A 26,622-nucleotide genomic window follows, 5' to 3' on the forward strand; every position below is an offset into this window, starting at 1 on the left:
CGCACTGCAACGCGCAGTACGGGCAGTGCGTGTCGATTCTGCGGGAGTCGGTCACGTGCCCGACGGTAAGAAGCAGCTGTTAACGATAGAACGTGGATTGTTTCGTCCACGCGAACTTGCCTGCTCAGCTACTCCGCGTTGAGGGTGAGGTCACAGCAGCTCGACGACCAGCGCGGCCGTTCGCTCCAGCCCGGCCAGAGATTGTCTGCTCGAACGGGGGTGCAGGGCGTGGACCGCGAGCCGGAACAGGGTCGCCCGCAGGAGGATTTGCGGCCACTCGTCCAGGTGCGCCCACCGCCGCACGAGACCGTGATCCGCGCCACCCCAGGACAGCGCGTCGACCACGACGACCGCCGCGCCGTACGGCGCCGGGCGCCAGAAGGCGGCGAAGTCGATGATCGCGGGCGCGGCGTCGCCCGCGAACAGCACGTTGCCGAACAGGTCGCCGTGGACCACCTGCGGCTTGAGCGCGACGGGCTTGCGGTAGGCGGCGGTCAGGTCGAACAGCCGGCCGCCGAGGTCGGGGTCGAGGTCGGCCTTCTCCTCGTCCCACGCGCAGCGGTCGGCGGTGGCGAACAGGTCGGTCCGCGCGTCCAGGAACCGCGGCTTGGCCAGGTCGGCGGTCGCCCGGTGCAGCTTCACGGCCACGTCGACGACCTCGTCGTGCCGCGGCTCGGCCCGGCCGGAGAGGTACTTGGTCGCCGCCCAGCCGCCGACCACGTACCGGCCGTCGGTGGAGCGCAACGGCCTGGCCACGCGCAGGTTGTCGACGGCGAGCGCGTCGAGGGTCTTGGCCACCCAGGTGGCCTCGGCCGGCTTGCCCGCGGGCCGGATCGCCGCGTCGCCGCACCGCCACACGGGGCCGCCGTCGATCAACTCCGGCTCGGCGTCGCGCGCGCCGAACGCGGCGCGCACGTGCGACGGTGGCGGCTCCGGAGTGGTCACGGCCGGCACGCTACCTGCACCGGGCCTTCCGTTGGTGGACGTCGGGCGTTCGAACACGTGGTGTCCACGCATTCGGCCTAACCGCATTATTGCGGTCTCATTAGGGGGTTTGTGCTGTGACCGACGCCACGCACGCCGCGTTCGCACTCGCGCTGCACCGCGCGCTGCCCGCCGGCAACCGGTGCTGGTCGCCGTTCTCCGTGGCCGCGGCCCTGTGCCGGGCCGCGGACGTGGCGGGCGAGGACACCGCGCCCGCCGTGGCCGACGTGCTGCGCGCCGACGTCGGGCGCACCGCGAAGCTGCTCGCCGTCGCGGCCGACGAGCCCGCCGTGACTTCGGCCGACACCATCTGGGTGGACCCGGCCGCGCCCGCCGCGAACCACCCGGACGTGCGACGGCTCGCGTTGGACGAGCACGCGCACGTCGTGATCAACGAGGTGGTGCGCGAGCTGACCCGGGGCCTGGTCCCGCGGGCCGTTCCGCCCGGCGCCATCACGCCCGGCACGCTCGCCATCCTGGTCAACGCGCTGCACGCGAAGGGCGCGTGGGTGGAGGACTTCCCCGAGGACGACACGCGGCCCCGCAAGTTCCGCACGCCCTCGGGCAAGCGGATGGTGCCGACGATGCGCCGGGTCGGCACGTTCGGCCACGCCGCGCGGCACGGCTGGCAGTCCGTGCTGATCCCGTGCGCAGAGGCGTTGGACGTCGTCGCCCTGCTGCCCGACCAACCCCTGGCGACCGCGGAACTCGACGGCGACGCGCTCGCCGACCTGGTCACGGGGGTGCGGTTCACCGAGGTCGACCTGCACCTGCCGAAGGTGGACCTGACGGAGGCCACGGAGCTGGCCGAGCCTTTGCGGGCGTTGGGTGCGGGACCGCTGTTCGACTCGTGGCTGCTGGTGGAGCAGGTGCTGCACCAGGCGAAGCTCGCGCTCGACGAGCACGGCGTCGAGGGCGCCGCGGCCACGTCGGCGATCGCCGCCATGGGCTGGCACGACCCGCGGGAAGCACTGGTGGTGCGGTTCGACCGGCCGTTCCTGCTGGTCGTGCGCCACCGGGGCACCGGTCTGCTGCTGTTCCTGGCCGAGGTGGTCGAGCCGTGAACGCACGACGCCGGGACGGCCCCTCGAAAGGGCTGTCCCGGCGTCGGTCGTCAGCTCAGCGCGTCGTCAGCTCAGTACGTCGGCAGCGAGGGATCGACCTCGCGGGCCCAGGCGAGCACGCCGCCGCCCACGTGCACGGCGTCCTTGAACCCGGCCTGGTGCAGCACCGCCAGCGCCTCGGCCGAGCGGGCGCCCGACTTGCAGTGCAGCACGACCTGCTTGTCCTGCGGCAGCTCCGCGAACGCCTCGCCCGACAGGATGCGGTCCTTCGGGATCAGCACCGAGCCCGGGATCTTCACGATCTCGTACTCGTGCGGCTCGCGGACGTCCACCAGCAGGAAGTCCTCGCCGCTCTCCTGCTTCTGCTTCAGCTCCAGCGGCGTGATCGTGTTGCCCGCGGCGGCCTGCTGCGCGTCGTCGGACACGACACCGCAGAACGCCTCGTAGTCGATCAGCTCGGTGATCTTCGGGCTCTCCGGGTCCTTGCGGATCTTGATCGTCCGGTAGGACATCTCCAGGGCGTCGTAGACCATGAGCCTGCCGAGCAGCGGGTCGCCGATGCCGGTCAGCAGCTTGATCGCCTCGGTCACCATGATCGAGCCGATCGACGCGCACAGCACGCCCAGCACACCGCCCTCGGCGCACGACGGCACCATGCCGGGCGGCGGCGGCTCGGGGTAGAGGTCGCGGTAGTTCAGGCCCTGGCCGTTCGGCGCGTCCTCCCAGAACACGCTGACCTGGCCCTCGAACCGGAAGATCGAGCCCCACACGTACGGCTTGCCCAGCAGCACGGCCGCGTCGTTGACCAGGTACCGGGTGGCGAAGTTGTCCGTGCCGTCCAGGATCAGGTCGTAGTCGCGGAAGATGTCGAGCGCGTTCTCCGAGTTCAGGTGGGTCTGGTGCAGCACCACCTTCACGAACGGGTTGATCTCGGCCACCGAGTCCCGGGCCGACTCGGCCTTGGGCTTGCCGATGTCGGACTGACCGTGGATGACCTGGCGCTGGAGGTTCGACTCGTCGACGATGTCGAAGTCGATCACGCCCAGCGTGCCGACACCCGCCGCCGCGAGGTAGAGCAGGGCCGGGCTGCCCAGGCCACCCGCGCCGACGACCAGGACCTTCGCGTTCTTCAGCCGCTTCTGCCCGTCGACCCCGACGTCCGGGATGATCAGGTGGCGGCTGTAGCGCGCTACTTCTTCCTTGGTCAGCTCCGCTGCGGGCTCCACGAGCGGCGGAAGCGCCATCTGAGTCCTCCTCGACGAAACATGTCCTGTACCGACGGACAACACCAGCCTGCCCGTCCGTCTTCCCCGATGGGAAGTCGTCCCAAGGCGCGGGACGCCTCTCTTACTGCGGCGCGACGGGGAATGGGTTGGGCGTGCACACCAGGCCGTTGGCCTCCACCGCGTACCGGTTGGAGGAGTCGACCGAGTTGAGCTGGGCGACGTAGTCGTTGGCCACCCCGAACGACTGCTGCATCATCACCGGCGCGGCCTTGCCGTTCTCCTTGCAGCCCTCGTGCGGGTTCTTCAGCACGTGGCCGACCTCGTGGTTGATCGCGTAGGTCCGGTAGGCGCTGATGTCGTTGCCGTAGACCTTGCCGCCGCGCACCCACCGGGCGGTGTTGATGATGACCCGCTTGGTGCCCTGGTGCCAGCACGACGACTCGAACTGGATCTGGAACCCGCACAGGGCGTGCGTGGTGGCGGTGGTGGTCAAGCTCACCGTGAAGTCGACCGGTTCGGTGTCGACGCGCTGCATCGACGCCTCGCCCGTGCCGATCCAGCTGCGCGGGTCGGCCAGGATCCCGTCGACCGTGCGGGCGAACGCGCCGCGGTCGTCGTTGTAGTCGGCCGGCTCGACGCCGTCCTCGATGGCGATCGCGTACCGGTAGAGCTTGCCGCCCGTGCCGACCTGCGGTGTCGTGCCCGGCACCACGGCGAACGTGCCCGCGCCCTGCTCGGAGAACTTCGGCCCCTCCGGCAGCTGCGCGGTGGGGAAGTTCTTCAGGTCGATGTCGATCGGCGGCTTCTCGGTCGCGTCGGGCGGCCCGGTGGTGGTCGGCGCCGCGGACACGTCGGTGGTGGGGTTCGTCTCGCCGCCGGCGGACGTCGACGGCGCGGCGGTGTCCAGCACGACCAGCGCGGTGAGCACGAGCAGCACGGGAATGGCGTAGATCCGCCAGCCGTAGCCCGCGATCAGGCCCTTCATCCCCCGGCGCCGCTTGCGGCGCCTCCGGCCGGCCGGTTCCCAGGCCGCGGCCAGCGGCTCGGCGCCGGTGCGGCGCGTGCCGCGGCGGTAGCGGTCTTCGGACAGCGGCGGCCGGTCATCAGACGACGGCGCCGTGTCACGCGCGCCCTGCGACGTCCGGTTCACGCCAACCAGGGTGCCACAACCGCACCCCGGCGGCGGACTCCAGGTGACCTGCGCGTCACCGGTCGGCGGAACCGGTCACGGGTCACCACGCCTGCCGCTCGACCGCCTCCCACATGCCCGCCACGGCCCGCGCGACGGACACCGGCCGTTCCATCTGGGCCACGTGCCCGGTGCGCGGCAGCACGAGCAGCCGGCCGCGCGGGATGAGCCTCGCCACCCGCGGCGCCTTGCGCACGCTGACCAGCCGGTCCTCCGTGCCCCACACGACCAGCGTCGGCGCGGTGATCCGCGGCGGCAGCAGCCACATCGACCTCGACCTCGGCACCAGCCACGAGCGGATCAGGTCGACGGTGCTGGCGCTGAGCGCGTTGCCCGCCCACGCCTGCGCGGACCGCTCGGTGTACTCCCGCTCGCTCTGCTCGATCCGGTTCGCCGGCACCGAGTGGGGTTCGGCGAAGCACAGCCGCAGCATCTGGTGCGTGCGCTCACGCGGCGTCATCGCGGCCAGCTGCGCCTGCATCCGCGGGCCCACCACCGGCAGGAACGCCAGCGGCAGCCGCCGGTCCGACACCCGGCGCAGGCTCGGCCGCAGGTCCGGCACGGCGGGCGAGACCAGGGTGAGGGTGCGCACCAGGTCGGGCCGGGTGGCGGCGACGATCAACGTGATCGCGCCGCCCATGGAGTTGCCGAACAGGTGCACCGGGCCGGGACCGAGGGACTCGACGTACTCGATGACGACCCGCGCGTGCGTGAGCATCCGGAAGTCGTAGCCGTCGATCGGCTCGGAGCGGCCGAACCCGGGCAGGTCCAGCGCGTGGCCCTCGACGTGCTCGCGCAGCTGCGCGGCCAGGTCCGTCCAGTTCGTCGCCGAACCGCCCAGCCCGTGCACGTACACCGCCCTCGACCCGGCCGGCCCCGGCGTGCGGCGGACGTGCACGCTGTGCCCGCCCACCTCGACGTAGTCACCAGGCCACGGCTGGATCGTTGTGTCCAGCGGAGGCAGCGGCGCGGTGGACAGGGGCACGTGGGTGATGGCGGTCCGGCGGGCCTCCAGCGTCTCGGTCACCACCCCAGGATGCCTGGCCGGGCGTCCTACGAAACGAGAAGCTTTCCCGGAACGCTGCTACCAGCGAGTAAGGTTGCCGGCGAGCCGGAAGGGCAACCCCTTTCCCGGTTGCGAAGTGATTGGTTGGCTGGAGGCACCATGACGGAGACGGCCCAGACTGCGGTCGGGCACCACGGCGGCGCGGCGGGGCGGGGTGTACGGCTCCCGCGGACCGCTCGACGTGCCCAGTTGCTGGCCGCGGCGCAGGACGTGTTCGTGACCAACGGCTACCACGCCGCCGCGATGGACGAGATCGCGGAACGCGCGGGGGTCAGCAAACCGGTCCTCTACCAGCACTTCCCCGGCAAGCTCGAGCTGTACATGGCGCTGCTGGAGTCCCACGTGGACGAGCTGGTGAACCGCGTGCGCGGCGCGCTGGCGTCCACGACGGACAACAAGCAGCGGGTGAAGGCCGCGGTCGCCGCGTTCTACGACTTCGTGGACGGCGAGGGCCAGGCGTTCCGGATGGTGTTCGAGTCGGACCTGCGCGGCGAGCCGGCGGTGGCCCGTGCCGTGGAGCGGGCGACGACGGACAGCGTGGAGGCCATCACCGACACGATCACCGCCGACGCGGGCCTCGACGAGCACCGCGCGCGGCTGCTCGCGGTGGGCCTGGTGGGGTTGTCGCAAGTCACGGCACGCGCGTGGCTGGCGGACGACCGGAAGCTCGCGAAGGAAGACGCGGTCGCGCTGATCTCGAACCTCGCCTGGCGGGGCATCGGCGGCGGCTTCCCGCTCCAGCACTGAGCCCGTTCCACCAGCCCCGGCGTGGCGTGGTGGTCAAGTTCGAGCACACGCGCCGGTGAGGGCCGCCCCCGACGGCGGCCCTCACCGGCGATCACCCGCCGCGCCGAGTTGTCCACAGGCTCACCCAGTTGTCCACAGGGTGGTCGTGGACGCGCGGAGGTTGTCGGTGGTTGCCGGCAGGATCAACTCAAGGGTTCCCCTTCGCGGGGGGACCCTTGGTTGACGGCGGCGGTCCACCGGTTCGCCACGGCGGCCGCGCCGCCGTGACCCAAGAGGTCACCGCAGCAGCGCGGTGATGTGCGCGGTGACCTCTTCCGCCCTTTCCAGGGGCAGCATGTGGCCGGCGCCCAGGTGGATCACCAGCTCGGCGTGCGGCAGCTCGTCCGCCAGCACCCGCGCGTGCCGCAACGGCGTCAGCCGGTCCTCCGCGCCCGCCAGCACGACGGCCCGGATCCCCGCCAGCCCGGCCAGCGCCGCACGCCGGTCGTGCCCGTCCAGCGAGTCGCGGAACCCGACCATGCTCACCGGGTGGCACCGGCCGACCATCGCGGCGGTCAGCGCGACGTCCCGCCACGACGGCCGCTTGCCGAACAGCAGCCACCGCAGCCCCGGCCGGGCCACGTCGGTGCGCTTGAGCAGCTCGGCCCGTCGCAACCGGGCGATCCGCCGGTTGACCGCCTTCTCCCCCGCCACGAACGCCCGGCCGACCGGCCCCGGCAGCCCCAGCGTCGACCCGGCGAGGTCACCCGAAGAGGTGGCGACCAGGACGACGCCGTCGACGCGGTCGAGCAGCGAGGGGTGCTGCTCGGCCAACGCCATGATCGTCATGCCGCCCATCGAGTGCCCGGCGAGCACGAGCCGGCCGGTCGGCACGAGGGCCGCGACCAACTCGGCCAGGTCGTCCGCGCAGCGCGCGATGGTGGCCGTCCCCGGGAGCGCGGGCGCCGAGCCGCCGTGACCCCGGTGGTCGTACCGCAGCACCCGGCCCGGCAGCCCGGCCGCCACCGGGTCCCACGACGTGTGGTCCAACGTCCAGCCGTGCAGCAGCACGGTGGTCACCCCGGCGTCCCGCGGCCCGGTGTCCACGACGTGCAGCGCCGTGCCGTCGGACGTCACGAACCGCTGGTCGACCTCCCGCGGCGCGGCAGCCCGGGCCCTCATCCGAGCAGGAACGAGCGGCGCCACGCGCGCATGCCCGGCTTGCCGACCAGCCCGACCTCGTCCAGGAACTTCATGATCCGCTCACCCGACCAGCGGATGCTCTCCCGCCAGTGCGGGTTGGTCAGCGCGGCCTTGTGCGCCTGGTCCTTGTCCAGCCCCACGGCCGCGTACACCTCCGGGTTGATCAGCGACCGGGTGATGAACATGGACGTGGTCGCGATCAGCCACCGCTGGTAGGGCAGCTCCTTCTTGGTCAACGTCTCCATGCCGCGCACGACCTCCTCCCGCGCGAACCGCACGTGCCGGGCCTCTTCGAGCACGTGGATCCGGTTGACCATGCGCACCAGCGGCTGCACGGTCTCGTCGGCCATCGTCTCGCGCTGCAACCGGTCCAGGATCTCCTCGGCGACCAGGATCGACCCGTACAGCGCGGGCCCGTAGCCGATCACCGGCAGCAGCTTGCCCAGCTGGTAGGTGTGCTGGCGGGGGCCGTAGGGCGGGCAGCCGATCGTCTCGACCATGCGGGCGAACATCGTCGAGTGCCGGCACTCGTCGGCGACCTCGGTCAGCGCGTACTGCGCGTGCTTGGTCGTCGGGTCCGAGCGGTAGACCTCCTTGAGCAGCATCTGCATCAGCAGGATCTCGAACCACAGGCCGACGCTGGCCACGCTCGCGACCTCGTGCCGGGACAGGTCGACGCGCTGCTCCGGGCTCATCCGGTCCCACAGTTCGGTGCCGTACAGCGAGCACCGGTGCTCCGGCGTGTACCGCAGGCCGTCGACCAGGGGCGCGGACCAGTCGATGTCGACCTCGGGGTCGTAGAACTTGTCGGCCGAGGAGTTGAGCAGACGTTCGGCGGTCTTCTCGCGATCCGCGACCTTCAAGGCCTTAGTCATCGGTGGTCCCTCCCGGGGCGCATTTATCTGTAACTTGAGGTAACGGTTACTTCTGGTAGCGTGCGTCACATGGCTCGAACTGTCAAGGGCGGAACCGACGCCCGCCGGGAACGGTGGAAGGGGCACCGCGAGGCGCGGCGCGCCGAATTCGTGGAGGCCACCATCCGCGCCGTCGCCAAGCACGGCCCGGACGTGGGCATGGACGAGATCGCCGCCGAGGCGGGCGTCAGCAAGCCGGTGCTCTACCGGCACTTCGCCGACAAGTCCGACCTGTACCTCGCCGTCGGCCGGCGCGGCACCGAGATGCTCATGGACAGGATGGGGCCCGCGATCGAGCTCGACGCCCCGGTCCGCCCCCGCATCCAGGGCATCGTCGACGCGTACCTGTCCGTGATCGAGGAGCACCCCAACCTGTACCGGTTCGTGGTGCGCAAGTCGTTCACCGACCGGCCGGTCGAGCAGGACGTGGTCAACGAGGACAAGCAGCTGATCGCGGCGGCCCTGGCCCGGCTGCTCGGCGACTACCTGCGCGCGTTCGACATGGACTCCGGCGGCGCCGAGCCGTGGGCGCACGCGCTGGTCGGCATGGTGCAGAACGCCGGCGACTGGTGGCTCGACCGGCAGTCCATGACGCGGGCGAGCCTGAGCGACTACCTGACCACGATCATCTGGCACGCCATCGACGGCCTGCTCCGCTCCGCGGGCGTGGCGCTCGACCCGGACGCGCCGCTGACCACCGATCTCGCCGGTGGCGACCGGCACGAAGGACCCCGGCTGCGGGTCGTCGACGTCGAGGAGGCGTGATGTCCGAAGAGCACGAGCACGGCGAAGAGGGCTACACCGGCACGGCCGTGCTGGTGTTCGACCAGCGGGAGGTGCCGGTCAGCGTCGAGCTGCGCGGCTACTTCCAGCCCATCGACGGCCGCTACCACTGGTACGGCCGGGTCGGCGCGAACGACCAGGTCACCGAGCTGGTGGAGGGCGGTGCGCGGACCGCGCTGCTGCGCACACCCGACGGCTCGGCGACCGGGTCGCTCACCGACCCCGACCCCTGGCGGCGCTACCGCGTGGCGGGCATCTCCACCCCGCCGTTCACGGTGGGCTGACCAGGGCCGGAAACGCGAAAGGGGCACCCGATCGGGTGCCCCTACTCGTGCCCGGTCGCCCGGACCCGAAGTTCGCTCGGCTGCGCGCCGCGCGCACGCTCAGTCGCCGGAGATGAACCCGACCCGGCGCGAGTCGCTCGGACCGATCTCCACGTACGCGATGCGCGCCGCCGGCACCACGTAGCGGGCGCCCTTCTGATCGACCAGCACGAGCTGCCCGGTGCCGGCCTTCAGCGCGTCCTGGACCTGCGCCTCGACCTCTTCGGGGGTGAGCCCGCTGGACACCACGAGCTCCCGCGGGCTGTCCGCGATCCCGACCCTGACCTCCACGCTGACCTCCGTGCGGCGTTGATGGCTTTCGAACACCAACCCTAGCCGAGCCCGAGCGCTGTCATGCGCCGCGTGTGGCTCTGCTGGAGGCGTCGGAACAGCGCCGCGATGCCCGCGAGGTCGCCCGAGCCGCGCACGATCAGCTCCGCGAGCCCGTCGCGCTCCGCCACCACGTACTGGGCCTGCGTCAATGCCTCGCCGAGCAGCCGACGGCCCCACAACGTGAGCCGGTCTCGCAGCTTCGGGTCGTCGTCGCAGGCGGACCGGACTTCGCGCTCGGCGAACGCCGAGTGGCCCGTGTCGGCCAGCACCGCGAGCACCAGGTCCTTGGTCGGCTCGTCCAGCCACTCGGCGACCTCGCGGTAGAAGTCGGCCGCCAGGGCGTCCCCGACGTAGGCCTTCACCAGCGACTCCAGCCACGTGCGCGGCGCCGTGGAGGCGTGGAAGCCGTCGAAGCCCGCGGCGAACGGCCGCATGGCCTCCTCCAGCGAGTGGCCGCGCTCGGCCAGGTACCGCTCCAGCAGCGCGTAGTGGCCGATCTCGGCCGCCGCCATCTGCGACAACGCGGCCCGCCCGGCCAGCGTGGGCGCGGTCCGGGCGTCCTCGGCGAGCCGGTCGAACGCCGACAGCTCGCCGTACGCGAGCGCGCCGAGGAGGTCGACGACACCCTCCGCCACCTCGCCCCCGTCACCCACCGCAACCTGGCCCACCGCTGCATCCACTCCCGGGTCGCTCATGCCACGGAGCCTAGTCGGGTGTCGTTGACAACACCCCAGCCACGCGAAACCGCACTTCACGCGGCGAACCAGCCCGATCGGCCTAGTCGGCGGGTAGACTCGACAGACGACGCCCGGCGCGGCGCGGCCCAGTGGGGGCTCGCAGCGGTGCCGAAGGCTGAACTGCGGCGGCACCGTGCCGCCAGGAGAGGGTGCGCGCACACACCTCGCTGGCCCTCCCGCGACCCGCCCGGCCCCTAGCGGTGGCCCGAGTGGCGGTGACGCGGTCGAGCGGCCCGTACAGGCCGTGGCGCGCTGGTACGAGAGAGGCGATCACCCTGACCGCGACGAACGAAGAGACCCATATCGACCCGGTGGCCTTGGAGCACAGCGAGGCGGGTGTCCCCGAAGAGGACACGTCGCACCCGCTCGTGGCCGACGCCCCGGTCAAAGCCGATTCGCCCACGTTCGGCGAGCTGGGTGTGCGCGAGGAGATCGTGCGCTCCCTGGCCGAGGCGGGCATCCACCGCACGTTCGCCATCCAGGAGCTGACGCTGCCGCTGGCGCTGGCCGGCGACGACGTCATCGGCCAGGCCCGCACCGGCACCGGCAAGACGCTGGGCTTCGGCATCCCGCTGCTCCAGCGCATCGTCACGCCGGGTGACGGCACGCCGCAGGCGCTCGTCGTCGTGCCGACGCGCGAGCTGTGCCTGCAGGTCACCCACGACCTGACCGACGCGGCGAAGCACCTCAACGTGCGCGTGCTGGCCATCTACGGCGGCCGGCCGTACGAGCCGCAGATCGCGGCGCTGCGCAAGGGCGTCGACGTGGTCGTCGGCACGCCGGGCCGGCTCCTCGACCTGGCCGAGCAGCGCCACCTGGTGCTCGGCAAGGTGCGCGGGCTGGTGCTGGACGAGGCCGACGAGATGCTCGACCTGGGCTTCCTGCCCGACATCGAGCGGATCCTGCGCATGGTGCCCGACGAGCGGCAGACCATGCTGTTCTCGGCGACCATGCCCGGGCCGATCATCACGCTGGCGCGCACGTTCCTCAACCAGCCCACGCACGTGCGGGCCGAGGAGAACGACGCGGGCGCCATCCACGAGCGCACCGAGCAGTTCGTCTACCGGGCGCACGCGCTGGACAAGTCCGAGCTGCTGGCGCGGGCGCTGCAGTCCCGCGAGCGCGGCCTGTCCATGGTGTTCACCCGGACCAAGCGCACCGCCCAGAAGGTCGCCGACGAGCTGGTCGAACGCGGTTTCGCCGCGGCGGCCGTGCACGGTGACCTGGGGCAGGGCGCGCGCGAGCAGGCGCTCCGGGCGTTCCGCTCGGGCAAGATCGACGTGCTGGTGGCCACCGACGTGGCGGCCCGCGGCATCGACGTCGAGGGCGTCACGCACGTGATCAACTACCAGTGCCCCGAGGACGAGAAGACCTACGTGCACCGCATCGGCCGCACGGGTCGGGCGGGGCGCACGGGTGTCGCCGTGACGCTGGTCGACTGGGACGAGATGCCCCGGTGGAAGATGATCAGCGACGCGTTGAACCTGGGCAAGCCGGAGCCGGTGGAGACGTACTCGACGTCCGACCACCTGTTCGCGGACCTGGACATCCCGGCGGGCTCGACCGGTCGGCTGCCGTTGGGGCTGCGCACGCGCGCGGGCCTGGACGCCGAGCCGGAGGAGAACCTGAAGGGCGAGAAGAAGACGCGCAAGCGGCGGCGGAGCGGCCGTGCGGGCGACGCGGCACCGGCCACCGAGTCCGGCAACGGCGGCGGCAGCGGCACCGGCACCGGCTCCACCGGTTCGGGTTCGGGCGAGGACGGCGGCACCAGGCCGCGCAAGCGTCGTCGCAGCCGCGGTGGCGTGTCCGCCGGCGGCGAGAACGGCGCGGCGCCCGAGGCATCCGCCGAGGTCACCGCGGGTGCGCCGGACTCTCCGGCGTCATCGTCCGGCGAAGCCGACCGCCCCCGCCGACGCAGGCGTCGCCGCACGGGCGGCGAGTCGCCCGAGTCCGCACCGGCCGAGTAGGGAACAATCGTGGTGGGCAGCGTGACTCCGGAGCGCTGCCCGGCCCGACCGCAACACGATCGGGTGATCATGGCCCGAAAATGTACGGAAACACTGTTACCGCACCTCGGTTGAAAACGAGGAGCCCCCGAACCAACCCGGACCCCGCCAACCCACCCGCCACCCACCCCGGACCGCCCGAACGGACGGCGAGCACGAGCCGCCGGCCACGGCACGCCACTCGGCCCGAACACCGGACAGCGGTGAACGGGCCGGAGCAGCGGACCCGCCCGCGGGCAACACAGCCCGCGGCGGACCGGGCCAGGCAACGGGACAGCGCCCCGCGCCGGGCCAGGCACCCGCGCCAGGCAGCCGGGCCAGGCCAGGCAGCCAGGCCAGGCAGCCGCGCCAGGGCAGTGGGCAGCACGGGCCGGAGCGGCAACGGGACGCGGCCGGGAGCGGTAGGTGCCGCCGCCTCACACCGACCTCTTCCCGGTGGTGGCAGCATGTCGCCAGACCGAACGCGATAGATCACCGACCATCGGGAGCCGGGCAGTGGGCCAGCCGGAGCAGGCGGAGTCGAACGGGCAGGTCGTGCTGGACGAGGAAGACGTCCTGGCGAAGCCCGTCGAACCCCAGGTCGAGCCGCAGGACGACGACGCCGAACGGCACGGCGCCGGGCCGCACGACACCGAGCCGGACGAGCCGGTGCCGTCGAGGTCGTGGCGCACCAGGGGCGACTTCATCGGCCTGACCCTGGTCGTGGTCGCGGTGCTGGTGGCGAGCCTGGTGCTGTGGCTGACCAGCGACGCCCGCAACACCGTCAGCCAGACGGGCCCGTCCGAGATCACCCCGCTGCAGCCGGTGACCGCGATGCCGCCGACGCTGTCGGAGATCTGGCGCGCGCCGAGCGGCGCGACGCCGGTCCCGGTGAACCTCGACTCGGTCGTCGTCACGGGCGACGGCGGCGAGGTCGTCGGCCGGGACGCGTTGACCGGCGACGTCCGCTGGCGCTACGCCCGCGACCTGGCCCTGTGCACCGTCACCACGGCCTGGGGCCGGGTGTTCGCCGTGCACGGCAAGGACACCAACTGCTCCGAGGTCACCACCCTCGAAACGGCTTCCGGCAAGCGCGGGCCGCAGCGCAACGGCGACGCCGAGTTCGGCACCCGCCTGCTGAACGAGGGCTCGCACGTGCTGACCACCGGCGGGACGTACGTCGAGGTCTACCGCCGCGACGACCTGGTCCGCTCGATGGAGTACGGCGCCCTGCGCGCGATCGTGAACCCGAACAAGCAGCCGCGCACCGGCTGCACGTACCACTCGTTCGCGGTCACCGGCGGCAAGATCGCGATGATCGAGCGCTGCCCCGCCCTCGACCCGTCCGACCGCCTCACCATCCTCAAGCCCAACCCCGAGAAGTCCGACGAGCCGCAGGTCATCAGCAGCACCGTGACCGGCGAGAACGGCGCCCGGGTGATCGCGGTGACGGCGAACCGGGTCGCGCTGGCCGTGCCGGGCCGGATCGTGGTGTTCGACTCCGAGACCGGCTCGTCGGTCGGCAGCTACCCGGTCGACGTCACCGCGGACGACCTCGCGGGCGACCCGCCCGGACGGGTGGCGTCGACGTTCACCAGCACCGCGAACACGTACTGGTTCACCGGGTCGAAGACGATCGCGCTGTCGCTGACCGAGCTGAACCCGCTGTGGACCGCGAACGGCACCCTCGGCGCGGGCACCACGCTCGCCGGGCGGCTGCTGCTGCCGGTCGACACCGGGCTGAAGGTGCTCGACCAGATCACCGGCGAGGAAGTCGCCTCGATCCGGGTCGACCGCGGCGACCACACCGGCCCGGTCGAGATGGCCACCGAGGGCCCGGTCGTGCTGGAGCAGCGCGGCGGCACGCTCGTCGCCCTGCGGTAACGCGGGCAACACGACGATCGGTGACGCGCCCACGCGGCCGGTGCGGCAGACTGCCAGACGTGCACTCGCAGTTCAGCCCGCACCGGGCGCAACGCGTGGACCTGCCCGGCAGGCACGGGCCGGTCGCGGCCCTCCACGCGCCCGCCGCCGGACTCGACCTCGGCGCGACCGCGCTGCTCCTCCCCGGCTACACGGGGTCCAAAGAGGACTTCGCGCCGCTGCTCGACCCGATCGCCGACGCCGGCATCGAGGTCGTGGCGATCGACCTGCCCGGCCAGTACGAGTCGCCCGGTCCGCTGGTCGAATCCGACTACCGGCCCGAGGCGCTGGGCGCGGCCGTCGCCGAACTGGTCGCGAAACTGGCCGCCGAGGGCAGGCGGGTGCTGCTGCTGGGTCACTCGTTCGGTGGATTCGTGGCGCGCGGCGCGGTGCTGGCGGGCGCGCCCGTGGCGGGGTTGACGCTGATGGCGTCCGGCCCGTCCGAGTTGCCGCCGGGCGAGCGCCGCACCGCGTTGGACTACGGCGAGATCATGCTCCGAGAGCAGGGCGTCGAGGCGTCTCAGCAGGTCAACGAGACCCGCCAGGCCCTCAACCCGGGCTGGCGGATGATCCCGCAGGAGCTGAAGGACTTCTACCGGGAGCGGTTCGTCCGCTCGTCACCGGCCGGGCTGCTCGGCATGGGCGAGGCCCTGCGCGCCGAACCGGACCTGGTCGCCAAGCTGGCCCGTGTCGCCCGGACGAGTGGTATCCCGTGCCTGGTGGTGTGCGGCGACCTGGACGACGCCTGGTCGGCCGCCAGCCAGCGGGACATGGCCGAACGCCTCGACGCCGACTTCGCCGTGCTGTCCGGCGTCATGCACAACCCGAACACCGAGGCCCCGGACGCCCTGCTGGCCACGCTCCTGCCGACCTGGCGCGCCTGGCTCTCCTGACCGAGCGTTCCCGAGCGGGCCGACCAGCGCCGGCACCTGCGCGAATGACGGCCGCGGCCACGATCGAGCGCGTGCGTCACATCGGTCCGTGACCGCCGCGCGATCCGTTCTACCGGACCGTGTCATCAGCTTCACCAAAGGTGTTCTCGCTGCTCGCGGCCCCTGTCAGGCGCTTCTACTTGAGGCGCAACCCCACACCGACAGGGAAGGAATCGCCTGATGTTCCGAGGAATCCTCACGGCCGTCGCCGCCGTCGCCGCGGGCTCGGCGCTGCTCGTCGCGCCTACCGCCAACGCCGACGACACCGACACCCGCCGGCTGGTGGTCGTGATCGAGAGCGTCGCCCGGCCGGGCGACGTGTGGGACCAGTCCAACTGGTCCGACGCCCCGGTCATCGCCTACCCCCGCCACGACGAAGCGAACCAGCGGTGGGAAGTCCGCGCCGACAACACCATCCAGGAGCAGCGCGACGGGCTGTGCGCGACCGCCGAGCACGACCGGGTGGGCGGCGGTCTCTGCGACACCCCGGCCCACGAGCAGGAGTGGACGGGCGACTCCATGGGCGACGGCTCCTGGTTGATCAGGAACCTGTCGACCGGGACGTGCGTCACGCACAACGGCACCAAGCAGCAACTGCTCCTCAGGGAGTGCGAGTTCGACCGGTACGACCAGCGCTGGATCATCCACCAGGTCTGACGGCCGCGGGCACGTCGGCAGGCGCGTCCTGCCGACGTGCCCGGCGAAGCCCACCGAGAGAACCACCGGGGCCTAAGCCCACCAGAAGAACCACAGGGTCGCCGTCGCGAGCAGCACGACCAGCAGGCCGCACAACGCCACCACCCAGCCGCGGCGGCGGTCGGCCACGACCTGGGCCACCACCGCGGCGACGGCCGCCACGCCGTGCCCGGCCACCACGTCCAGCCCCGGCCCGGGCAGGTCGCGGGCGCCCGCGTAGACCTGCACGCCGATCATCGCCAACGCCAGCAGCGCCAAGCCGACGGCGAGCGCGCCGCTGACGCCGCGCCACAGCCTGGCCAGGCGTGGTTCGGGTCCGCTGTCCACCATCGTCACGCGGCCAACTCTACGGCGCGAGCAACGCCCACGGGTCGAGCGACGGTGCGGCCCGCTGACCTTCGGGGCACGACCGGCGGAAGTCGCACCACGTGCACTGGTTCCCGGTGCGCGGCGGGAACAGGATCTCCGGGTCGCCGCCCGCCTCCAGCGTGTCGGTGGCCAGCCGCAGCTCGTCCGCCGCCTCCTCGGCCCGCGACACGTGCCGCCCCAGGCTCTCCTCGGTGTGCTCCCACACCGACACCGCGCCCGTGGGCAGGTGGTGCAGCTCCACCCGGGTGCACGGCTTGCGCAGCGTCCGCCGGGCCGCCAGCGCGTACAGCGCCAACGCCTGCGAGCCCCGCGCGTCGTCCACGGTCAGCGCGTGCCGCCCGGTCTTGTAGTCGACGATCACCAGCTCGCCGTCGCGCAGGTCGATCCGGTCGACCCGGCCCTCGGCGACGATCTTGGAGGTGGGCGTGGACACCCAGCGCTCGATGCCGACCGGCTCGATCGACGTGTCCAGCTCGGTGACGTAGTCGCGCACCCACCCGACCGCCCGGTCCCGGTAGACGCCCGCCTGCTCGGCGTCGCGGAACCCGTCGTTCTTCCACTGCCGGTGCAGCAGCGCCACCGCCTGCTCGGGGGTGCGGCGCTGGGCGGGCAGGTCGAACAACGCCTTCAACGCGTTGTGCACGACCGCGCCCAGGGTGTTGTGCGCCCACGCCCCGCCGCGTGGCGGCGACGGCCGGTCGAGGTAGGCCATGCGGAAACGACGCGGGCAGTCGGCCCACGTGTTCAGCTTCGCCGGCGTCACCCGCACGAGCTTCTTCGGCATCGCGCCGAAGTCGAACCCAAGCTGCTCCTGCACGGGCACCACGCTACCGACAGGGTCTGACAGTGTTGATGGCCGCTGCTCCCAGACGGCGGCGAGATCGCCCGGAAGTCGGCCGCTCGCGCCCTGATCTCCGACGATCGAAAAGCGTGATCGCCGGAGATGAGGACCCGAACGACCGACGCGATCTCGCGAGCGGGTGGTCAGCCGAGGCGATCCCGCGTCAACCGACCAGGATCTTGCACCCGGTTGCCCGATCGGCCAGGGCGTCCAGCACCTCGGGTGACGTCGTCTCCGCGCCGAGCCGCACGGTCTTGTTGGTGCCGTGGTAGTCGCTGGACCCGGTGGTCAGCAGGCCCAGGTCCCCGGCCAGGCCGCGCAGCCGCACCCGCGTCTCCACGTCGTGGTCGGGGTGGTCGACCTCGACGCCGGCCAGGCCCAGAGCAGCCAGGTCGGCCACCACCTGGTCGGTCACGATGGGGCCGCGCGAGATCGCGAACGGGTGGGCCAGGACGGTCACGCCGCCCGCCTCGGTGATCATCTCGATGGCCCGGGCCACCGGCGTGTCGGTGCGCGGCACGTAGTACCGGCCGCCCGTGAGGTACCGGGCGAACGCCTCGTCGACGGTGGACACCACACCCGCCCGGATCAACGCCATGGCGAGGTGGGGACGGCCGGCGGGCGCGTCGGTCGGCATGGCCGCCATCAGCTCGTCCGGGTCGATGGGAAACCCGTCGGCGACCATCCGCTCGGCCATCCGGCGCAGCCGGTGCCGTCGTTCCAGGCGCAGCCGCAGCTGCTCCTCGACCAGCGCGGGCGAGGTGTGGTCGTACAGGTAGGCGAGCAGGTGGACGGTGATGACCCGGCCCCGGCCGTCGTCGGAGGCGCAGGACAGCTCGGCGCCGCGCACCAGCTTCAAGCCGGGTGGCAGCGCGGTGGCCGCCTCCGCCCAGCCGGCTGCGGTGTCGTGGTCGGTGAGCGCGACCGCGGTCAGGCCGGTGGCGGCCGCGGCCGCCACCAACTCCGCGGGCGTGTCGGTGCCGTCGGACTCGGTCGAGTGGGTGTGCAGGTCGATGCGCACCCTGCCAGTCTCCCCCACGGCCTGGTCCGGGCTACGGCACCATCTTCTTGCCGCGCGCCGCCCGCTGCGCCTTGATCATCGAGAAGCGCTCCGCCTGGGCCTTCTTGTCGCCGAAGGTCAGCTCCGAGATGGCGTCGTAGACCTCCTCGGGGTTGGGCAGGTACTCGATCCGGTTGAGTGCCTGGATCTGACCCGCCGACTCCACGACCAGCGTGCCGAAGCCGAACATGCGCCCGAGCACCGACCGCTCGTAGGTGAGGTCGGTGACCTTGCTGATCGGCATCATGGCGACCTTGGTCTCGAAGACCCCCGAGGAGATCATGAACCTCTTGTCGGTGACGACGATCCGCTCCACCCACCACTCCATGACGAAGTAGGCCAGCCTGAGCAGCACGAACAGCGAGGCGTACCAGAGGATGTTCTGGATGATGACCGCGTTGTCGGGCAGCAGGTACGAGATCAGCATCGTGCAGGCCAGCAGCGCGCCTGCCTCCAGCAGATCCCCGAGCAGACTGCTCCAGTGCCTGCGTACCCGGATGACCCGACGCTCCGTGGGGAGCAGGTACTCGTCGGGGTCCCGTGGTGCGAACATGCCTGCGACCTCTCGCCGTGGGGGAGGAGTCGGGCCGACTCAGAACAATTGTTTCACGAAGGTGATGAGCGCCTCAGCTGCTTCCCGAAGGGTGCCCAGGATGTTCTGCACCAGCTGAGCCGCCTGCTGCGGCTCCGCGATGAGGAAGAACAGGACCAAGCCGACCCCGGCGAAAGTGAGAATCTTCTTCAGATTCACGGTGATCAACCCCGTTCGCTACCGCACCCGTTTGGCGCCAGTGAAAACCGTTGTACCGCACTCCGCGACACGTCGGGAGATTTGTACCGCACTTGGGTCAGCGTGCTGCACCGCCAACCCGGTGTGACTACGCTTCGTAATCGTGACGGCCGAACGTGAGCCCCGGATCCGCTGTGTAGGCGCCATCGTCCATGACTCGAACGGGCGACTGCTACTCGTGAGAAGGGGCAATGCTCCAGGTGAGGGACTGTGGTCGATACCAGGTGGCCGAGTCGAACCCGGCGAATCCGACGAGACCGCACTTATGCGGGAACTGCGGGAGGAGACGGGACTCTCCGTGACCGTCGGGCCGTTGATCGGCAGCGTCACCCGTCCGGCGCCACGCGGTGTCTACGAGATCCACGACTACGCCTGCCAGGTGCGATCCGGCGTGCTCCGACCGGGCGACGACGCGGTGGACGCGCGGTGGGCGGACGCTGCGATCTTGGCCACACTCCCACTCACCGAGATGCTCCGCGAGACCCTCGAAGCCTGGGGCCAGCTCCCCCGTTCGTGATCGACTCCCCCCATCAGGGGAGCCACACCAACCGTTGGCCGTGCGGCGCGGTCTTGGCCAGCGCCTGCGCCGACCGCACCTCGCCGCCCTCGAACCGGACGAGGCCGATCACGCCGAACGCCGGCTCGTCCGCGCCGGGCCGCAGGTCGTCCCGCTCCGGCAGCACGTGGACGAGGCCCGCCGCGTACCCCTCGTGGCTCAGCCACCACACCGGGCGGCCGAGGTCGCGCAGCGCGGCCACGAACTCCGCACCCGCCAGGTACGGCAGGACGTTGCTGGTCAGGACCACCAGCGGCAGGTCGTCCGGCACGCGGTCGGCGGCCTTGCCGAGGTCCGCCACCGCGTCGCCGACCACGAACTCCGGCGGCGACTTGCGCTGCACGGTCGCGGCCACGCCGAACAGCCGCAGCCGCTCCGGCTGGTCGGCCCACACGCACGCCTCGAGCCACGCGTAGGTGTCCTCGTCGGTCAGGTCGGCGGGCGCCCGGTCCAACCCCACCTTGGCCGCGATCTTCACCGTTTTGGGGATCTTCGGCAGCTCCGCGCCGGGCGCCAGCTCCAGCGCGCAGTGCAGCCCGAGCGCCGCCTTGGCGGGCCCGGCGACGAGCTGCCCGGCCTGCTGGGTCTGGTAGCGGTAGCCGTACTGGTCGAGGCCGAGCAGCAGGCCGGCCGAGCAGCCGACCTCCAGCAGCCCGACCGGCCCCTTGACCTTCGCCAGCGCCGGGTACAGCAGCGTGGCCCGGCGCACCTCGTTGGTCTGCACGGTCCGGTTCGCGATCAGCTCGCGCATCCGGTCGGCCCGCTCCAGCACGAACTCCCGGAACAGCCGCCACGTGCTCTCGTCCGCGCCGTACGTGCCGCCGAGCGACGGGTAGTAGTTCGACAGCTCGTGGAACGGCTCGGCCTGCACCAGCCGGTGCGCCGCCGCCAGGAGCAGGGTCGCGTGCGCGAACCGCTCCGGGGCGGCGGTCAGCAGACCGGCGACCTCCGGATCGTCGGCGGCGTGCGAGGCCAGGTGCTCGTAGAGCGGCGAGACGCCGTGCGCCTCGCTCTTCGCGAACCGGGCCAGTCGTTCCCGCACCAGATCCAGCGAGGTCACGTCACTCCTTGGGTTCGGGCCTGCCCGGCTGCTCGCCGCCGCGCGCCTCGCCGTAGGAGCGCTTGGGCACCATGACCTTCCGGCGGAACACGCAGACGACCGTTCCATCCTGTTTGTACCCGCGGGTCTCGACGTAGACCACGCCGCGGTCGTCCTTGGACTTCGAGGGCGTCTTGTCCAGCACCTCGGTCTCACCGTAGATGGTGTCGCCGTGGAACGTGGGCTTGACGTGCTTGAGCGACTCCACCTCCAGGTTGGCGATGGCCTTGCCCGACACGTCGGGCACCGACATGCCCAGCAGCAGCGAGTAGACGTAGTTGCCGACGACGACGTTCTTGCCGAAGTCGGTGGTCTCCGCCGCGTAGTGCGCGTCCATGTGCAGCGGGTGGTGGTTCATGGTGAGCAGGCAGAACAGGTGGTCGTCGTACTCGGTGACCGTCTTCCCGGGCCAGTGCTTGTAGACCGCGCCGACCTCGAACTCCTCGTAGTAACGCCCGAACTGCACCGCACGCCTCCGTTGGCCGGCTACCTGTGTGGGTCGGTGTGATCGAGGACCACTCCGACCGGGACGACAGTGTGAGCACCGGGGGAGTACCCTCGGCAACTGGTCTGTGAGCGACTACACCGCCGCAGCCGGCCGACCCGAGGAGGTGAGGACTACCGATGAGTAACGACCCCCATCCTGCGAGTACCTCGCGCGTCCTCATCGGGGAGCCGGCTGTCCACAGCTAGGCCCAGCGGTACCGGTCGGGGACGTGCCGTCGTCGTTCGTCGAGTCGACGCTCCCCACCTGGAGGACCCGTGCCCAGCTTGCCCTCGCTCGGCGGCTTGAGAGGCCGCGCGCAGGATCGACCCCCGGTGCCCATCCCCGTGCCGCTGGCGCGGTACGTCGTGGACTGCGGCGTGTACGTCGACGGCACGCGCCTGCCCGGCCGCTGGTCGCACGTCGACGCGGTCGAGGAGGTGCGCAAGCGCGGCGACGGTTTCGTCTGGATCGGGCTGCACGAGCCGGACGAGGAGCAGATCCAGGGCGTCGCGGAGACGTTCGGGCTGCACGAGCTGGCCGTCGAGGACGCTGTGCACGCGCACCAGCGGCCCAAGCTCGAGCGCTACGACAACATGCTGTTCATGGTGCTCAAGACGGTCCGGTACATCCAGAACTCGTCGCCGGACACCGCCAACGAGATCGTCGAGAGCGGCGAGATCATGGTGTTCCTGGGGCGCGACTTCGTGGTGACGGTCCGGCACGGCAACCACTCGGGGCTGGCGGCGGTGCGGCGCGAGCTGGAGGAGGAGCCGGACCGGCTGCGCTCGGGGCCCGCCGCGGTGCTGTACTCCATCGCCGACCACGTGGTCGACAACTACCTCGACGTGACCGACCACATCGAGGACGACATCGACCAGATGGAGGCGCTGGTCTTCCAGCCGCGCAGCCGGGTCAGCGCCGACCAGATCTACCTGATGAAGCGCGAGGTGCTGGAGCTGCGCCGGGCGGTGATGCCGCTGGCCGTGCCGCTGCGGCGGTTGGCGGAGGGCTACACCCCGCTGATCCCCGAGCAGGTGCGCTCGTACTTCCGCGACGTGGACGACCACCTCACCGAGGTGTCCGAACGCGTGATCAACTTCGACGAGTTGCTGACCACGCTGGTCAACGCCGTGCTGGCGAAGATCACGCTCCAGCAGAACTCGGACATGCGCAAGCTCGCCGCGTGGGTGGCGATCATCTCCGTGCCGACCATGGTCGTCGGCGTGTACGGCATGAACTTCGACTACATGCCGGAGACGCACTGGAAGTACGGCTACCCCATGGTGATCTCGGTGATCCTGGTGGTCTGCCTCACGCTGTACCGAATATTCCGTCGCAACCAGTGGCTCTGAGCCCCCTCCCCCTCCCCTGCCCGCGACGGGATGTCCTCACATGTCCAGAATGTTCACCAACCCGCGGTTCTGGGTGCTCACGTTCCTGATCGGCTGGCTCACCACGGTGACCGTGCTGATCGCCAACGGCGCCTAGACCCTCAGTTCCAGGGCGCGGTGTCCCACGTGAACGGGATGCCGTGCCCCACGCCCGTGCCCAGGCGCAGCGAGACGCCCGCCGGCCACAGCTTGAGCAGCAGCCGGAACTCGTACGTGCCCGCGGCGTGCGTGCGGCGCGGCTCGTAGACCAGCAGCGCCAGCGGCGCCATCCGGGTGGCCCGGGAGGCGGCGTCGGCCAGGATCGCGCGGCCCATGGCGCGGTCGGCCGGTGACACGTACTGCCAGACGACCGAGTGCCAGACGACGGTCAGCACGTCGCGCTCCGGGCGGGCGAGCTGCTCGGCCAGCCACTCGGGGCCGGTGGCCCGCCGCACCGGCACGGGGTCGAGCCTGGCCAGCTCCACGGCGGCCTGGAGGCGGTCGAAGCGGGCCTGCTGGTCGGCCCAGACGAACGACGACAGGTGCAGCCGCCCGTCCTCTGTGGACACGTCGACGGGGTTGAGGTCGCAGCCCGCGCGCCGGACCAGGCGCAGGTTGTGGCGCAGGTCGACGGGCGGCCTGCCGGTCCACCGCGGGTCGAGGGCGAACGGGCTGCCCGGGTCGCCGAACGTCACGCCGTCGACCCGGTAGGCGACGCGGTGCGGGCGCAGGTTCAGGCCGCCGGACGCGCCGACCTCCAGCAGGCGGATCGGGAACGTGGCGCGCCGGCCCGCCTCGTCCGCGGCCAGGTGGGTCGCGGTCTGCAGGCCGCCGAACAGGGGCGCGCTGCGGCCCGGCTCGTTGGTCTGCACGACCGTGGACGTGACCAGGGCGTGCAGCTCGTCGGTGTGCTCGTGCAGCACGGTCAGCGCGTCGTCCCAGAGGGTGTCGAGGTCGGGTTTGCCGCCGACCGTCGGGTAGTGCTTGGCCAGCGTCGGCGCGCGGCCCTCCAGGACGAGCCGGTGCAGCGCGCCCGCGAACCGCAGGCCGGGCACGGTGCCGTGCCGGTCGCACTCGGCGCCCGCCATCACCCGCGCGGTGATGCCGCCGCGGGCCAGGTCGTCCGCCGCCGCCACCAGCAGGGTGCGGGTGAGCGGGCTGTGGACTTCGCAGGCGCGGGACGCGTCGAGGAACAGCTCGGCGAGCACCCTGTGACGTTAACCCGATTTCCCTTGTGCGGCAGGGGGAGGAACGCGTTGTTCACCCTTTCACCGGCGATCTGTCGTCGGTGGCGGCAGCGCTTAGGCTCGGTGGATGCCGAGGGTGCTCGCGGTGGCCGACGAGGTGGTCGAGGGGCTGTGGACCGACCGGGTGCGGCGGCACGACGTCGACCTGGTCGTCGCGGCCGGTGACCTGCCGTTCGAGTACCTGGAGTTCCTGGCCGGCGCATTGGACCGGCCGTGCGTGTTCGTGCCCGGCAACCACGACGCCGACCTCACCGGGTACGCGAACGTCCGGGGCCTGTGGACGAAGGCGGGCATCCCGACGCGCTGGCCCGGTCCGGCGGGCGGGGTGAACGCCGACGAGCGGGTGGTGGACGTCGCCGGGCTGCGGATCGCCGGGCTGGGCGGGTCCGTCCGGTACAGCGGCGGGCCGAACCAGTGGACCGAGCGGCAGCAGGCGCGGCGGTTGCGGCGGGTGCTGCGGGCGGCCCGGTGGCGGCGGCTGCGCGACGGGCGCGGGGTGGACGTGCTGCTCACCCACTCGCCGCCGCTGGACTGCGGTGACGAGCCGGACCCGCCGCACCGGGGGTTCGCGTGCCTGCACGAGGCCGTGCGGCGGTTACGGCCCGCGGTCATGCTGCACGGGCACATCCACCCGCACGGCCAGGTGAAGGAGGACCGCGTGCTCGGCCCGACCCGGGTCGTCAACGTGGTCGGCTACCAGGTGTTGGACGTCCCAGTGCCCTGAGGAGGAACCCCCGTGCCCCGTGACACCGGTTTCCCGCGGGCCGACGCGGAGAACGACTTCCTGCGCGCCCGCCGTCGCCAGGTGATGTCGCGGCTGGCCGCGTGGCTGCGCCGCGAGCCGGACGACGTGAACATCATGCTGCCGTTCCACGAGGTGGTGGAGTCGCTGGGGATGCTCAGCGAGCGGCGGCTGGGGCTGCGGACGATCCGGCTGGACTCGATCGTCGGCAGCGTGGACCGGACCCGTGACTTCGACCGGCGGTTCCGGCCGACGTCGGCGCGGGTGCGGGAGCGGTGGCAGCGGCTGGCGCTGGCGCAGCGGCGCGGCGAGGCGGTGCCGCCGATCGAGGTGTACCGGGTGGGTGACCTGCACTTCGTCCAGGACGGGCACCACCGGGTGTCGGTCGCGCACGCGTTGGGGCTGGAGGTGATCGACGCGTACGTGACGGAGGTCGTGACGCGGATCGCGGCGCACGGCATCCGGCACCGGGGCGACCTGATCGTGAAGGACTACCGGCGGCTGTTCCTGGAGCGGGTGCCGCTGGGCGGGCAGGCGCGGGCGGAGGTGCTGCTGTCGGACCCGTGGGAGTACGCCGCGCTGGGCGAGCACGTGGAGGCGTGGGGGTTCCGGCTGATGCAGGACGAGGGCGTGTTCCTGGACCGGGTCACGGTCGCCGGGCGCTGGCACGCCGAGGAGTACCGGCCGGTGGTGGAGCTGCTGCGGCAGGCGGACCTGGTGGGCGACCGCACGGAGACCGAGGCGTACCTGTGGGTGGCGGCCGAGCGGTACCGGCTGATCCGCACGCACCGGTGGGACTCCGACGTCATCTCGACCCTGCGGTCGCGCCGGTGAGCCGTCCCGCGGCGGGGCTGCGGGCTGGGGGCCGTGGGCATTCGCGGGGCTACCGCTGGCCTTCGAGCCTGGGCAGCGGGCGGGCCTGGTCCATCACCCGGTCCGTGTAGCTGTCGAGCAGCCGGGTCGCGACCTGCTGGCCGTACCCGAGGATGACGGCCCAGAGCAGCAGGGCGGCCTGGGACGCCACCCCGATCAGGCCGGTCGTGACGCCCGCGCCGAGGGCCAGGATGCCGACCACGGCGAGCGCCGCGCCCAGCAGGACCTTGATCATCGCCTGGTAGCCGACCATCACGTACGGCGAGAGGCTGGGGCGACGGCGCAGGAGCAGGACGACGGCCGAGAGCACCGCCCCGAACGCGCCGAACAGCTGGATCAGCCACACGTCCGCGCCGGTCGCCGACTTGCCCGACGGGCACACCGTCGGCAGCTTCTCCGCGCTGACGCACATCGGCACGAAGCCCGGTTCGAGCAGGCCGATCACGCCGAGCGCGGTGTTCACCACGAACAGCACCACGGACGTGGCGATGAGCTTGTTGCGCAGCGCCCGCGACCCGGCGTGGGCGAAGTCGGACGCGTCGAACGCCGCCCGCAGCGCGTCCACCACGATCTCCCGCTCCACCGCGAGCGGGAACTCGCCGGGCCGCAGCTCCTCCAGCGCGACCCGCCGCGGGTCGTGCTCGTCGAGGTTCTCCGCGACCCTGGCCTTCAGGCCGGGTAACCGCCCGAGGAACCCGCTGTCCGCCGCCACGACCGCGATCTCGGCCTCGTGCAACGACCGCCAGGCCCGCTCGATGTGCCACCCGGACCACCACGACGCCACCGTCCGCCACCGCGACTCGGCCCGCGTGACCATGTCCTCGACGACGGCGGCCTCCTGCTCCGCCACCCCGCGCCACTGTTGGCTCTCCTGGTCGAGCGGATCCGGGGGTCCGAGGGCGGCGAGGTCGGCGCGCACGCGGTCCAGCCGCGACTGCACCACCAGCCGCCAGTCCGTGACCCGGGGAGTGCGCGTGCCCATGTCCAGCATCGTCGCAGCAAGGTCCACCTATCAGGCGATCACCCGAAGGTGTGACCAACGGGGAAGATCCGATTCAGAGCGCCGGCAATCAGGTGAACTCGGGCGGACCCGTGCCGAGGAGC

29 protein-coding genes are annotated in these 26,622 nt (G+C 71.8%); 12 read left to right on the forward strand and 17 right to left on the reverse strand.

All coding sequences use genetic code 11. The features are described 5' to 3' along the window. Positions 1–150 precede the first annotated feature (150 nt). Positions 151–945 carry a TIGR02569 family protein gene (locus tag ADK67_RS10560; protein ID WP_231648115.1) on the reverse strand — a complete coding sequence of 265 codons (795 nt, stop codon included), beginning with the start codon at positions 943–945 and terminating at the stop codon, positions 151–153. Between the two features lie 116 nt (positions 946–1,061). Here ADK67_RS10560 and ADK67_RS10565 point away from each other — a divergent pair, with 116 nt between their 5' ends. Continuing rightward, positions 1,062–2,048, forward strand: coding sequence for a serpin family protein (locus ADK67_RS10565; protein ID WP_053716222.1), 987 nt, complete (start codon positions 1,062–1,064; stop codon positions 2,046–2,048). A gap of 71 nt (positions 2,049–2,119) precedes the next feature. Here ADK67_RS10565 and moeZ read toward each other — a convergent pair whose 3' ends face one another. From moeZ to ADK67_RS10580, 3 genes are all read right to left on the reverse strand, one after another. After that, the gene (moeZ, locus tag ADK67_RS10570; protein ID WP_053716223.1) at positions 2,120–3,292 is read right to left on the reverse strand and encodes an adenylyltransferase/sulfurtransferase MoeZ; all 1,173 of its coding nucleotides are present in this window, start codon (positions 3,290–3,292) and stop codon (positions 2,120–2,122) included. Positions 3,293–3,395: 103 nt separating this feature from the next. Continuing rightward, complete coding sequence (locus ADK67_RS10575) at positions 3,396–4,424, reverse strand: DUF3152 domain-containing protein (protein ID WP_053716224.1); 1,029 nt, start codon at positions 4,422–4,424, stop codon at positions 3,396–3,398. A gap of 82 nt (positions 4,425–4,506) precedes the next feature. Further along, positions 4,507–5,490, reverse strand: a complete 984-nt coding sequence (locus tag ADK67_RS10580; RefSeq protein WP_053716303.1) for an alpha/beta fold hydrolase — start codon at positions 5,488–5,490, stop codon at positions 4,507–4,509. Positions 5,491–5,628: 138 nt separating this feature from the next. Between ADK67_RS10580 and ADK67_RS10585 the strand changes: the two genes are divergently transcribed. Then, positions 5,629–6,276: a TetR/AcrR family transcriptional regulator gene (locus ADK67_RS10585; RefSeq protein ID WP_053716225.1), complete on the forward strand. Its 648-nt coding sequence runs from the start codon at positions 5,629–5,631 to the stop codon at positions 6,274–6,276. Between the two features lie 276 nt (positions 6,277–6,552). Here ADK67_RS10585 and ADK67_RS10590 read toward each other — a convergent pair whose 3' ends face one another. Both ADK67_RS10590 and ADK67_RS10595 read right to left on the reverse strand, forming a co-directional pair. Beyond that, a complete protein-coding gene (locus ADK67_RS10590; protein WP_053716226.1) occupies positions 6,553–7,437 on the reverse strand; it encodes an alpha/beta fold hydrolase in 885 nt (294 codons plus the stop codon). Further along, positions 7,434–8,333 (reverse strand): AurF N-oxygenase family protein, encoded by a 900-nt coding sequence (locus ADK67_RS10595; RefSeq protein WP_053716227.1) that lies wholly within the window; start codon positions 8,331–8,333, stop codon positions 7,434–7,436. The genes ADK67_RS10590 and ADK67_RS10595 overlap by 4 nt, the downstream gene beginning before the upstream one ends. Positions 8,334–8,402: 69 nt before the next feature. Here ADK67_RS10595 and ADK67_RS10600 point away from each other — a divergent pair, with 69 nt between their 5' ends. Both ADK67_RS10600 and ADK67_RS10605 read left to right on the forward strand, forming a co-directional pair. Next, complete coding sequence (locus ADK67_RS10600) at positions 8,403–9,137, forward strand: TetR/AcrR family transcriptional regulator (RefSeq protein WP_082403368.1); 735 nt, start codon at positions 8,403–8,405, stop codon at positions 9,135–9,137. Then, positions 9,137–9,439 (forward strand): DUF4873 domain-containing protein, encoded by a 303-nt coding sequence (locus ADK67_RS10605; RefSeq protein WP_053716228.1) that lies wholly within the window; start codon positions 9,137–9,139, stop codon positions 9,437–9,439. Before ADK67_RS10600 ends, ADK67_RS10605 begins: the two co-directional genes overlap by 1 nt. 99 nt (positions 9,440–9,538) lie before the next feature. Here ADK67_RS10605 and ADK67_RS10610 read toward each other — a convergent pair whose 3' ends face one another. Both ADK67_RS10610 and ADK67_RS10615 read right to left on the reverse strand, forming a co-directional pair. Beyond that, positions 9,539–9,769 (reverse strand): DUF3107 domain-containing protein, encoded by a 231-nt coding sequence (locus tag ADK67_RS10610; RefSeq protein WP_053716304.1) that lies wholly within the window; start codon positions 9,767–9,769, stop codon positions 9,539–9,541. 41 nt (positions 9,770–9,810) lie between these two features. Further along, positions 9,811–10,506, reverse strand: coding sequence for a ferritin-like fold-containing protein (locus tag ADK67_RS10615; RefSeq protein WP_082403369.1), 696 nt, complete (start codon positions 10,504–10,506; stop codon positions 9,811–9,813). Between the two features lie 353 nt (positions 10,507–10,859). Between ADK67_RS10615 and ADK67_RS10620 the strand changes: the two genes are divergently transcribed. The 4 genes from ADK67_RS10620 to ADK67_RS10635 all read left to right on the forward strand — a co-directional run bounded on the left by ADK67_RS10620 (position 10,860) and on the right by ADK67_RS10635 (position 16,045). After that, complete coding sequence (locus ADK67_RS10620) at positions 10,860–12,515, forward strand: DEAD/DEAH box helicase (protein WP_053716229.1); 1,656 nt, start codon at positions 10,860–10,862, stop codon at positions 12,513–12,515. 534 nt (positions 12,516–13,049) lie between these two features. Beyond that, the gene (locus ADK67_RS10625; RefSeq protein WP_053716230.1) at positions 13,050–14,417 is read left to right on the forward strand and encodes an Rv3212 family protein; all 1,368 of its coding nucleotides are present in this window, start codon (positions 13,050–13,052) and stop codon (positions 14,415–14,417) included. A 59-nt stretch (positions 14,418–14,476) separates the two neighbouring features. Next, on the forward strand, positions 14,477–15,349 hold the full coding sequence (locus ADK67_RS10630) for an alpha/beta fold hydrolase (RefSeq protein ID WP_053716231.1): 873 nt from the start codon (positions 14,477–14,479) through the stop codon (positions 15,347–15,349). 219 nt (positions 15,350–15,568) lie between these two features. Then, complete coding sequence (locus ADK67_RS10635) at positions 15,569–16,045, forward strand: ricin-type beta-trefoil lectin domain protein (RefSeq protein WP_053716232.1); 477 nt, start codon at positions 15,569–15,571, stop codon at positions 16,043–16,045. A gap of 72 nt (positions 16,046–16,117) precedes the next feature. Here ADK67_RS10635 and ADK67_RS10640 read toward each other — a convergent pair whose 3' ends face one another. From ADK67_RS10640 to ADK67_RS52395, 5 genes are all read right to left on the reverse strand, one after another. Further along, positions 16,118–16,420: a hypothetical protein gene (locus ADK67_RS10640; protein ID WP_053716233.1), complete on the reverse strand. Its 303-nt coding sequence runs from the start codon at positions 16,418–16,420 to the stop codon at positions 16,118–16,120. 10 nt (positions 16,421–16,430) lie between these two features. Continuing rightward, entirely contained in the window at positions 16,431–17,270 is an 840-nt protein-coding gene (locus ADK67_RS10645; protein WP_053716234.1) for a RecB family exonuclease, read from the reverse strand. 187 nt (positions 17,271–17,457) lie between these two features. Further along, complete coding sequence (locus tag ADK67_RS10650) at positions 17,458–18,315, reverse strand: PHP domain-containing protein (protein WP_082403371.1); 858 nt, start codon at positions 18,313–18,315, stop codon at positions 17,458–17,460. Positions 18,316–18,346: 31 nt separating this feature from the next. Further along, positions 18,347–18,907, reverse strand: coding sequence for a PH domain-containing protein (locus ADK67_RS10655; protein ID WP_053716236.1), 561 nt, complete (start codon positions 18,905–18,907; stop codon positions 18,347–18,349). Between the two features lie 39 nt (positions 18,908–18,946). Beyond that, positions 18,947–19,105 carry a hypothetical protein gene (locus ADK67_RS52395; protein WP_170185132.1) on the reverse strand — a complete coding sequence of 53 codons (159 nt, stop codon included), beginning with the start codon at positions 19,103–19,105 and terminating at the stop codon, positions 18,947–18,949. A gap of 142 nt (positions 19,106–19,247) precedes the next feature. On the opposite strand from ADK67_RS52395, the gene ADK67_RS10660 reads away from it, so the two are divergent. Next, entirely contained in the window at positions 19,248–19,661 is a 414-nt protein-coding gene (locus ADK67_RS10660; protein WP_053716237.1) for an NUDIX hydrolase, read from the forward strand. A 13-nt stretch (positions 19,662–19,674) separates the two neighbouring features. On the opposite strand, the gene ADK67_RS10665 is transcribed toward ADK67_RS10660, so the two are convergent. Together ADK67_RS10665 and ADK67_RS10670 are read right to left on the reverse strand one after the other, a co-directional pair. Beyond that, positions 19,675–20,760, reverse strand: coding sequence for a DUF2332 domain-containing protein (locus ADK67_RS10665; RefSeq protein WP_053716238.1), 1,086 nt, complete (start codon positions 20,758–20,760; stop codon positions 19,675–19,677). Position 20,761: 1 nt separating this feature from the next. Then, a complete protein-coding gene (locus ADK67_RS10670) occupies positions 20,762–21,265 on the reverse strand; it encodes a MaoC family dehydratase (RefSeq protein ID WP_053716239.1) in 504 nt (167 codons plus the stop codon). 296 nt (positions 21,266–21,561) lie between these two features. On the opposite strand from ADK67_RS10670, the gene corA reads away from it, so the two are divergent. Continuing rightward, complete coding sequence (corA, locus tag ADK67_RS10675) at positions 21,562–22,638, forward strand: magnesium/cobalt transporter CorA (RefSeq protein WP_053716240.1); 1,077 nt, start codon at positions 21,562–21,564, stop codon at positions 22,636–22,638. A gap of 140 nt (positions 22,639–22,778) precedes the next feature. Here corA and ADK67_RS10680 read toward each other — a convergent pair whose 3' ends face one another. Further along, positions 22,779–23,864: a DUF2332 domain-containing protein gene (locus tag ADK67_RS10680; RefSeq protein ID WP_053716241.1), complete on the reverse strand. Its 1,086-nt coding sequence runs from the start codon at positions 23,862–23,864 to the stop codon at positions 22,779–22,781. A 106-nt stretch (positions 23,865–23,970) separates the two neighbouring features. On the opposite strand from ADK67_RS10680, the gene ADK67_RS10685 reads away from it, so the two are divergent. Both ADK67_RS10685 and ADK67_RS10690 read left to right on the forward strand, forming a co-directional pair. Continuing rightward, positions 23,971–24,627 carry a metallophosphoesterase family protein gene (locus ADK67_RS10685; RefSeq protein ID WP_053716242.1) on the forward strand — a complete coding sequence of 219 codons (657 nt, stop codon included), beginning with the start codon at positions 23,971–23,973 and terminating at the stop codon, positions 24,625–24,627. A 12-nt stretch (positions 24,628–24,639) separates the two neighbouring features. Continuing rightward, positions 24,640–25,479, forward strand: coding sequence for a hypothetical protein (locus tag ADK67_RS10690; RefSeq protein WP_053716243.1), 840 nt, complete (start codon positions 24,640–24,642; stop codon positions 25,477–25,479). 49 nt (positions 25,480–25,528) lie between these two features. On the opposite strand, the gene ADK67_RS10695 is transcribed toward ADK67_RS10690, so the two are convergent. Further along, entirely contained in the window at positions 25,529–26,500 is a 972-nt protein-coding gene (locus ADK67_RS10695; RefSeq protein ID WP_053716306.1) for a hypothetical protein, read from the reverse strand. Between the last annotated feature and the right edge of the window lie 122 nt (positions 26,501–26,622).

The organism is Saccharothrix sp. NRRL B-16348 (genome assembly GCF_001280085.1).
Taxonomy (GTDB): Bacteria; Actinomycetota; Actinomycetes; order Mycobacteriales; family Pseudonocardiaceae; genus Actinosynnema.

Bases quoted from the DNA above. Each gene is read 5' to 3' on its own strand.
- ADK67_RS10635 (WP_053716232.1), top strand. From the start codon at position 15,569: ATGTTCCGAGGAATCCTCACGGCCGTCGCCGCCGTCGCCGCGGGCTCG.
- ADK67_RS10655 (WP_053716236.1), bottom strand. From the start codon at position 18,907: ATGTTCGCACCACGGGACCCCGACGAGTACCTGCTCCCCACGGAGCGT.
- ADK67_RS10585 (WP_053716225.1), top strand. From the start codon at position 5,629: ATGACGGAGACGGCCCAGACTGCGGTCGGGCACCACGGCGGCGCGGCG.
- ADK67_RS10695 (WP_053716306.1), bottom strand. From the start codon at position 26,500: ATGGGCACGCGCACTCCCCGGGTCACGGACTGGCGGCTGGTGGTGCAG.
- ADK67_RS10595 (WP_053716227.1), bottom strand. From the start codon at position 8,333: ATGACTAAGGCCTTGAAGGTCGCGGATCGCGAGAAGACCGCCGAACGT.
- ADK67_RS10590 (WP_053716226.1), bottom strand. From the start codon at position 7,437: ATGAGGGCCCGGGCTGCCGCGCCGCGGGAGGTCGACCAGCGGTTCGTG.
- ADK67_RS10685 (WP_053716242.1), top strand. From the start codon at position 23,971: ATGCCGAGGGTGCTCGCGGTGGCCGACGAGGTGGTCGAGGGGCTGTGG.
- ADK67_RS10605 (WP_053716228.1), top strand. From the start codon at position 9,137: ATGTCCGAAGAGCACGAGCACGGCGAAGAGGGCTACACCGGCACGGCC.
- ADK67_RS10600 (WP_082403368.1), top strand. From the start codon at position 8,403: ATGGCTCGAACTGTCAAGGGCGGAACCGACGCCCGCCGGGAACGGTGG.
- ADK67_RS10615 (WP_082403369.1), bottom strand. From the start codon at position 10,506: ATGAGCGACCCGGGAGTGGATGCAGCGGTGGGCCAGGTTGCGGTGGGT.
- moeZ (WP_053716223.1), bottom strand. From the start codon at position 3,292: ATGGCGCTTCCGCCGCTCGTGGAGCCCGCAGCGGAGCTGACCAAGGAA.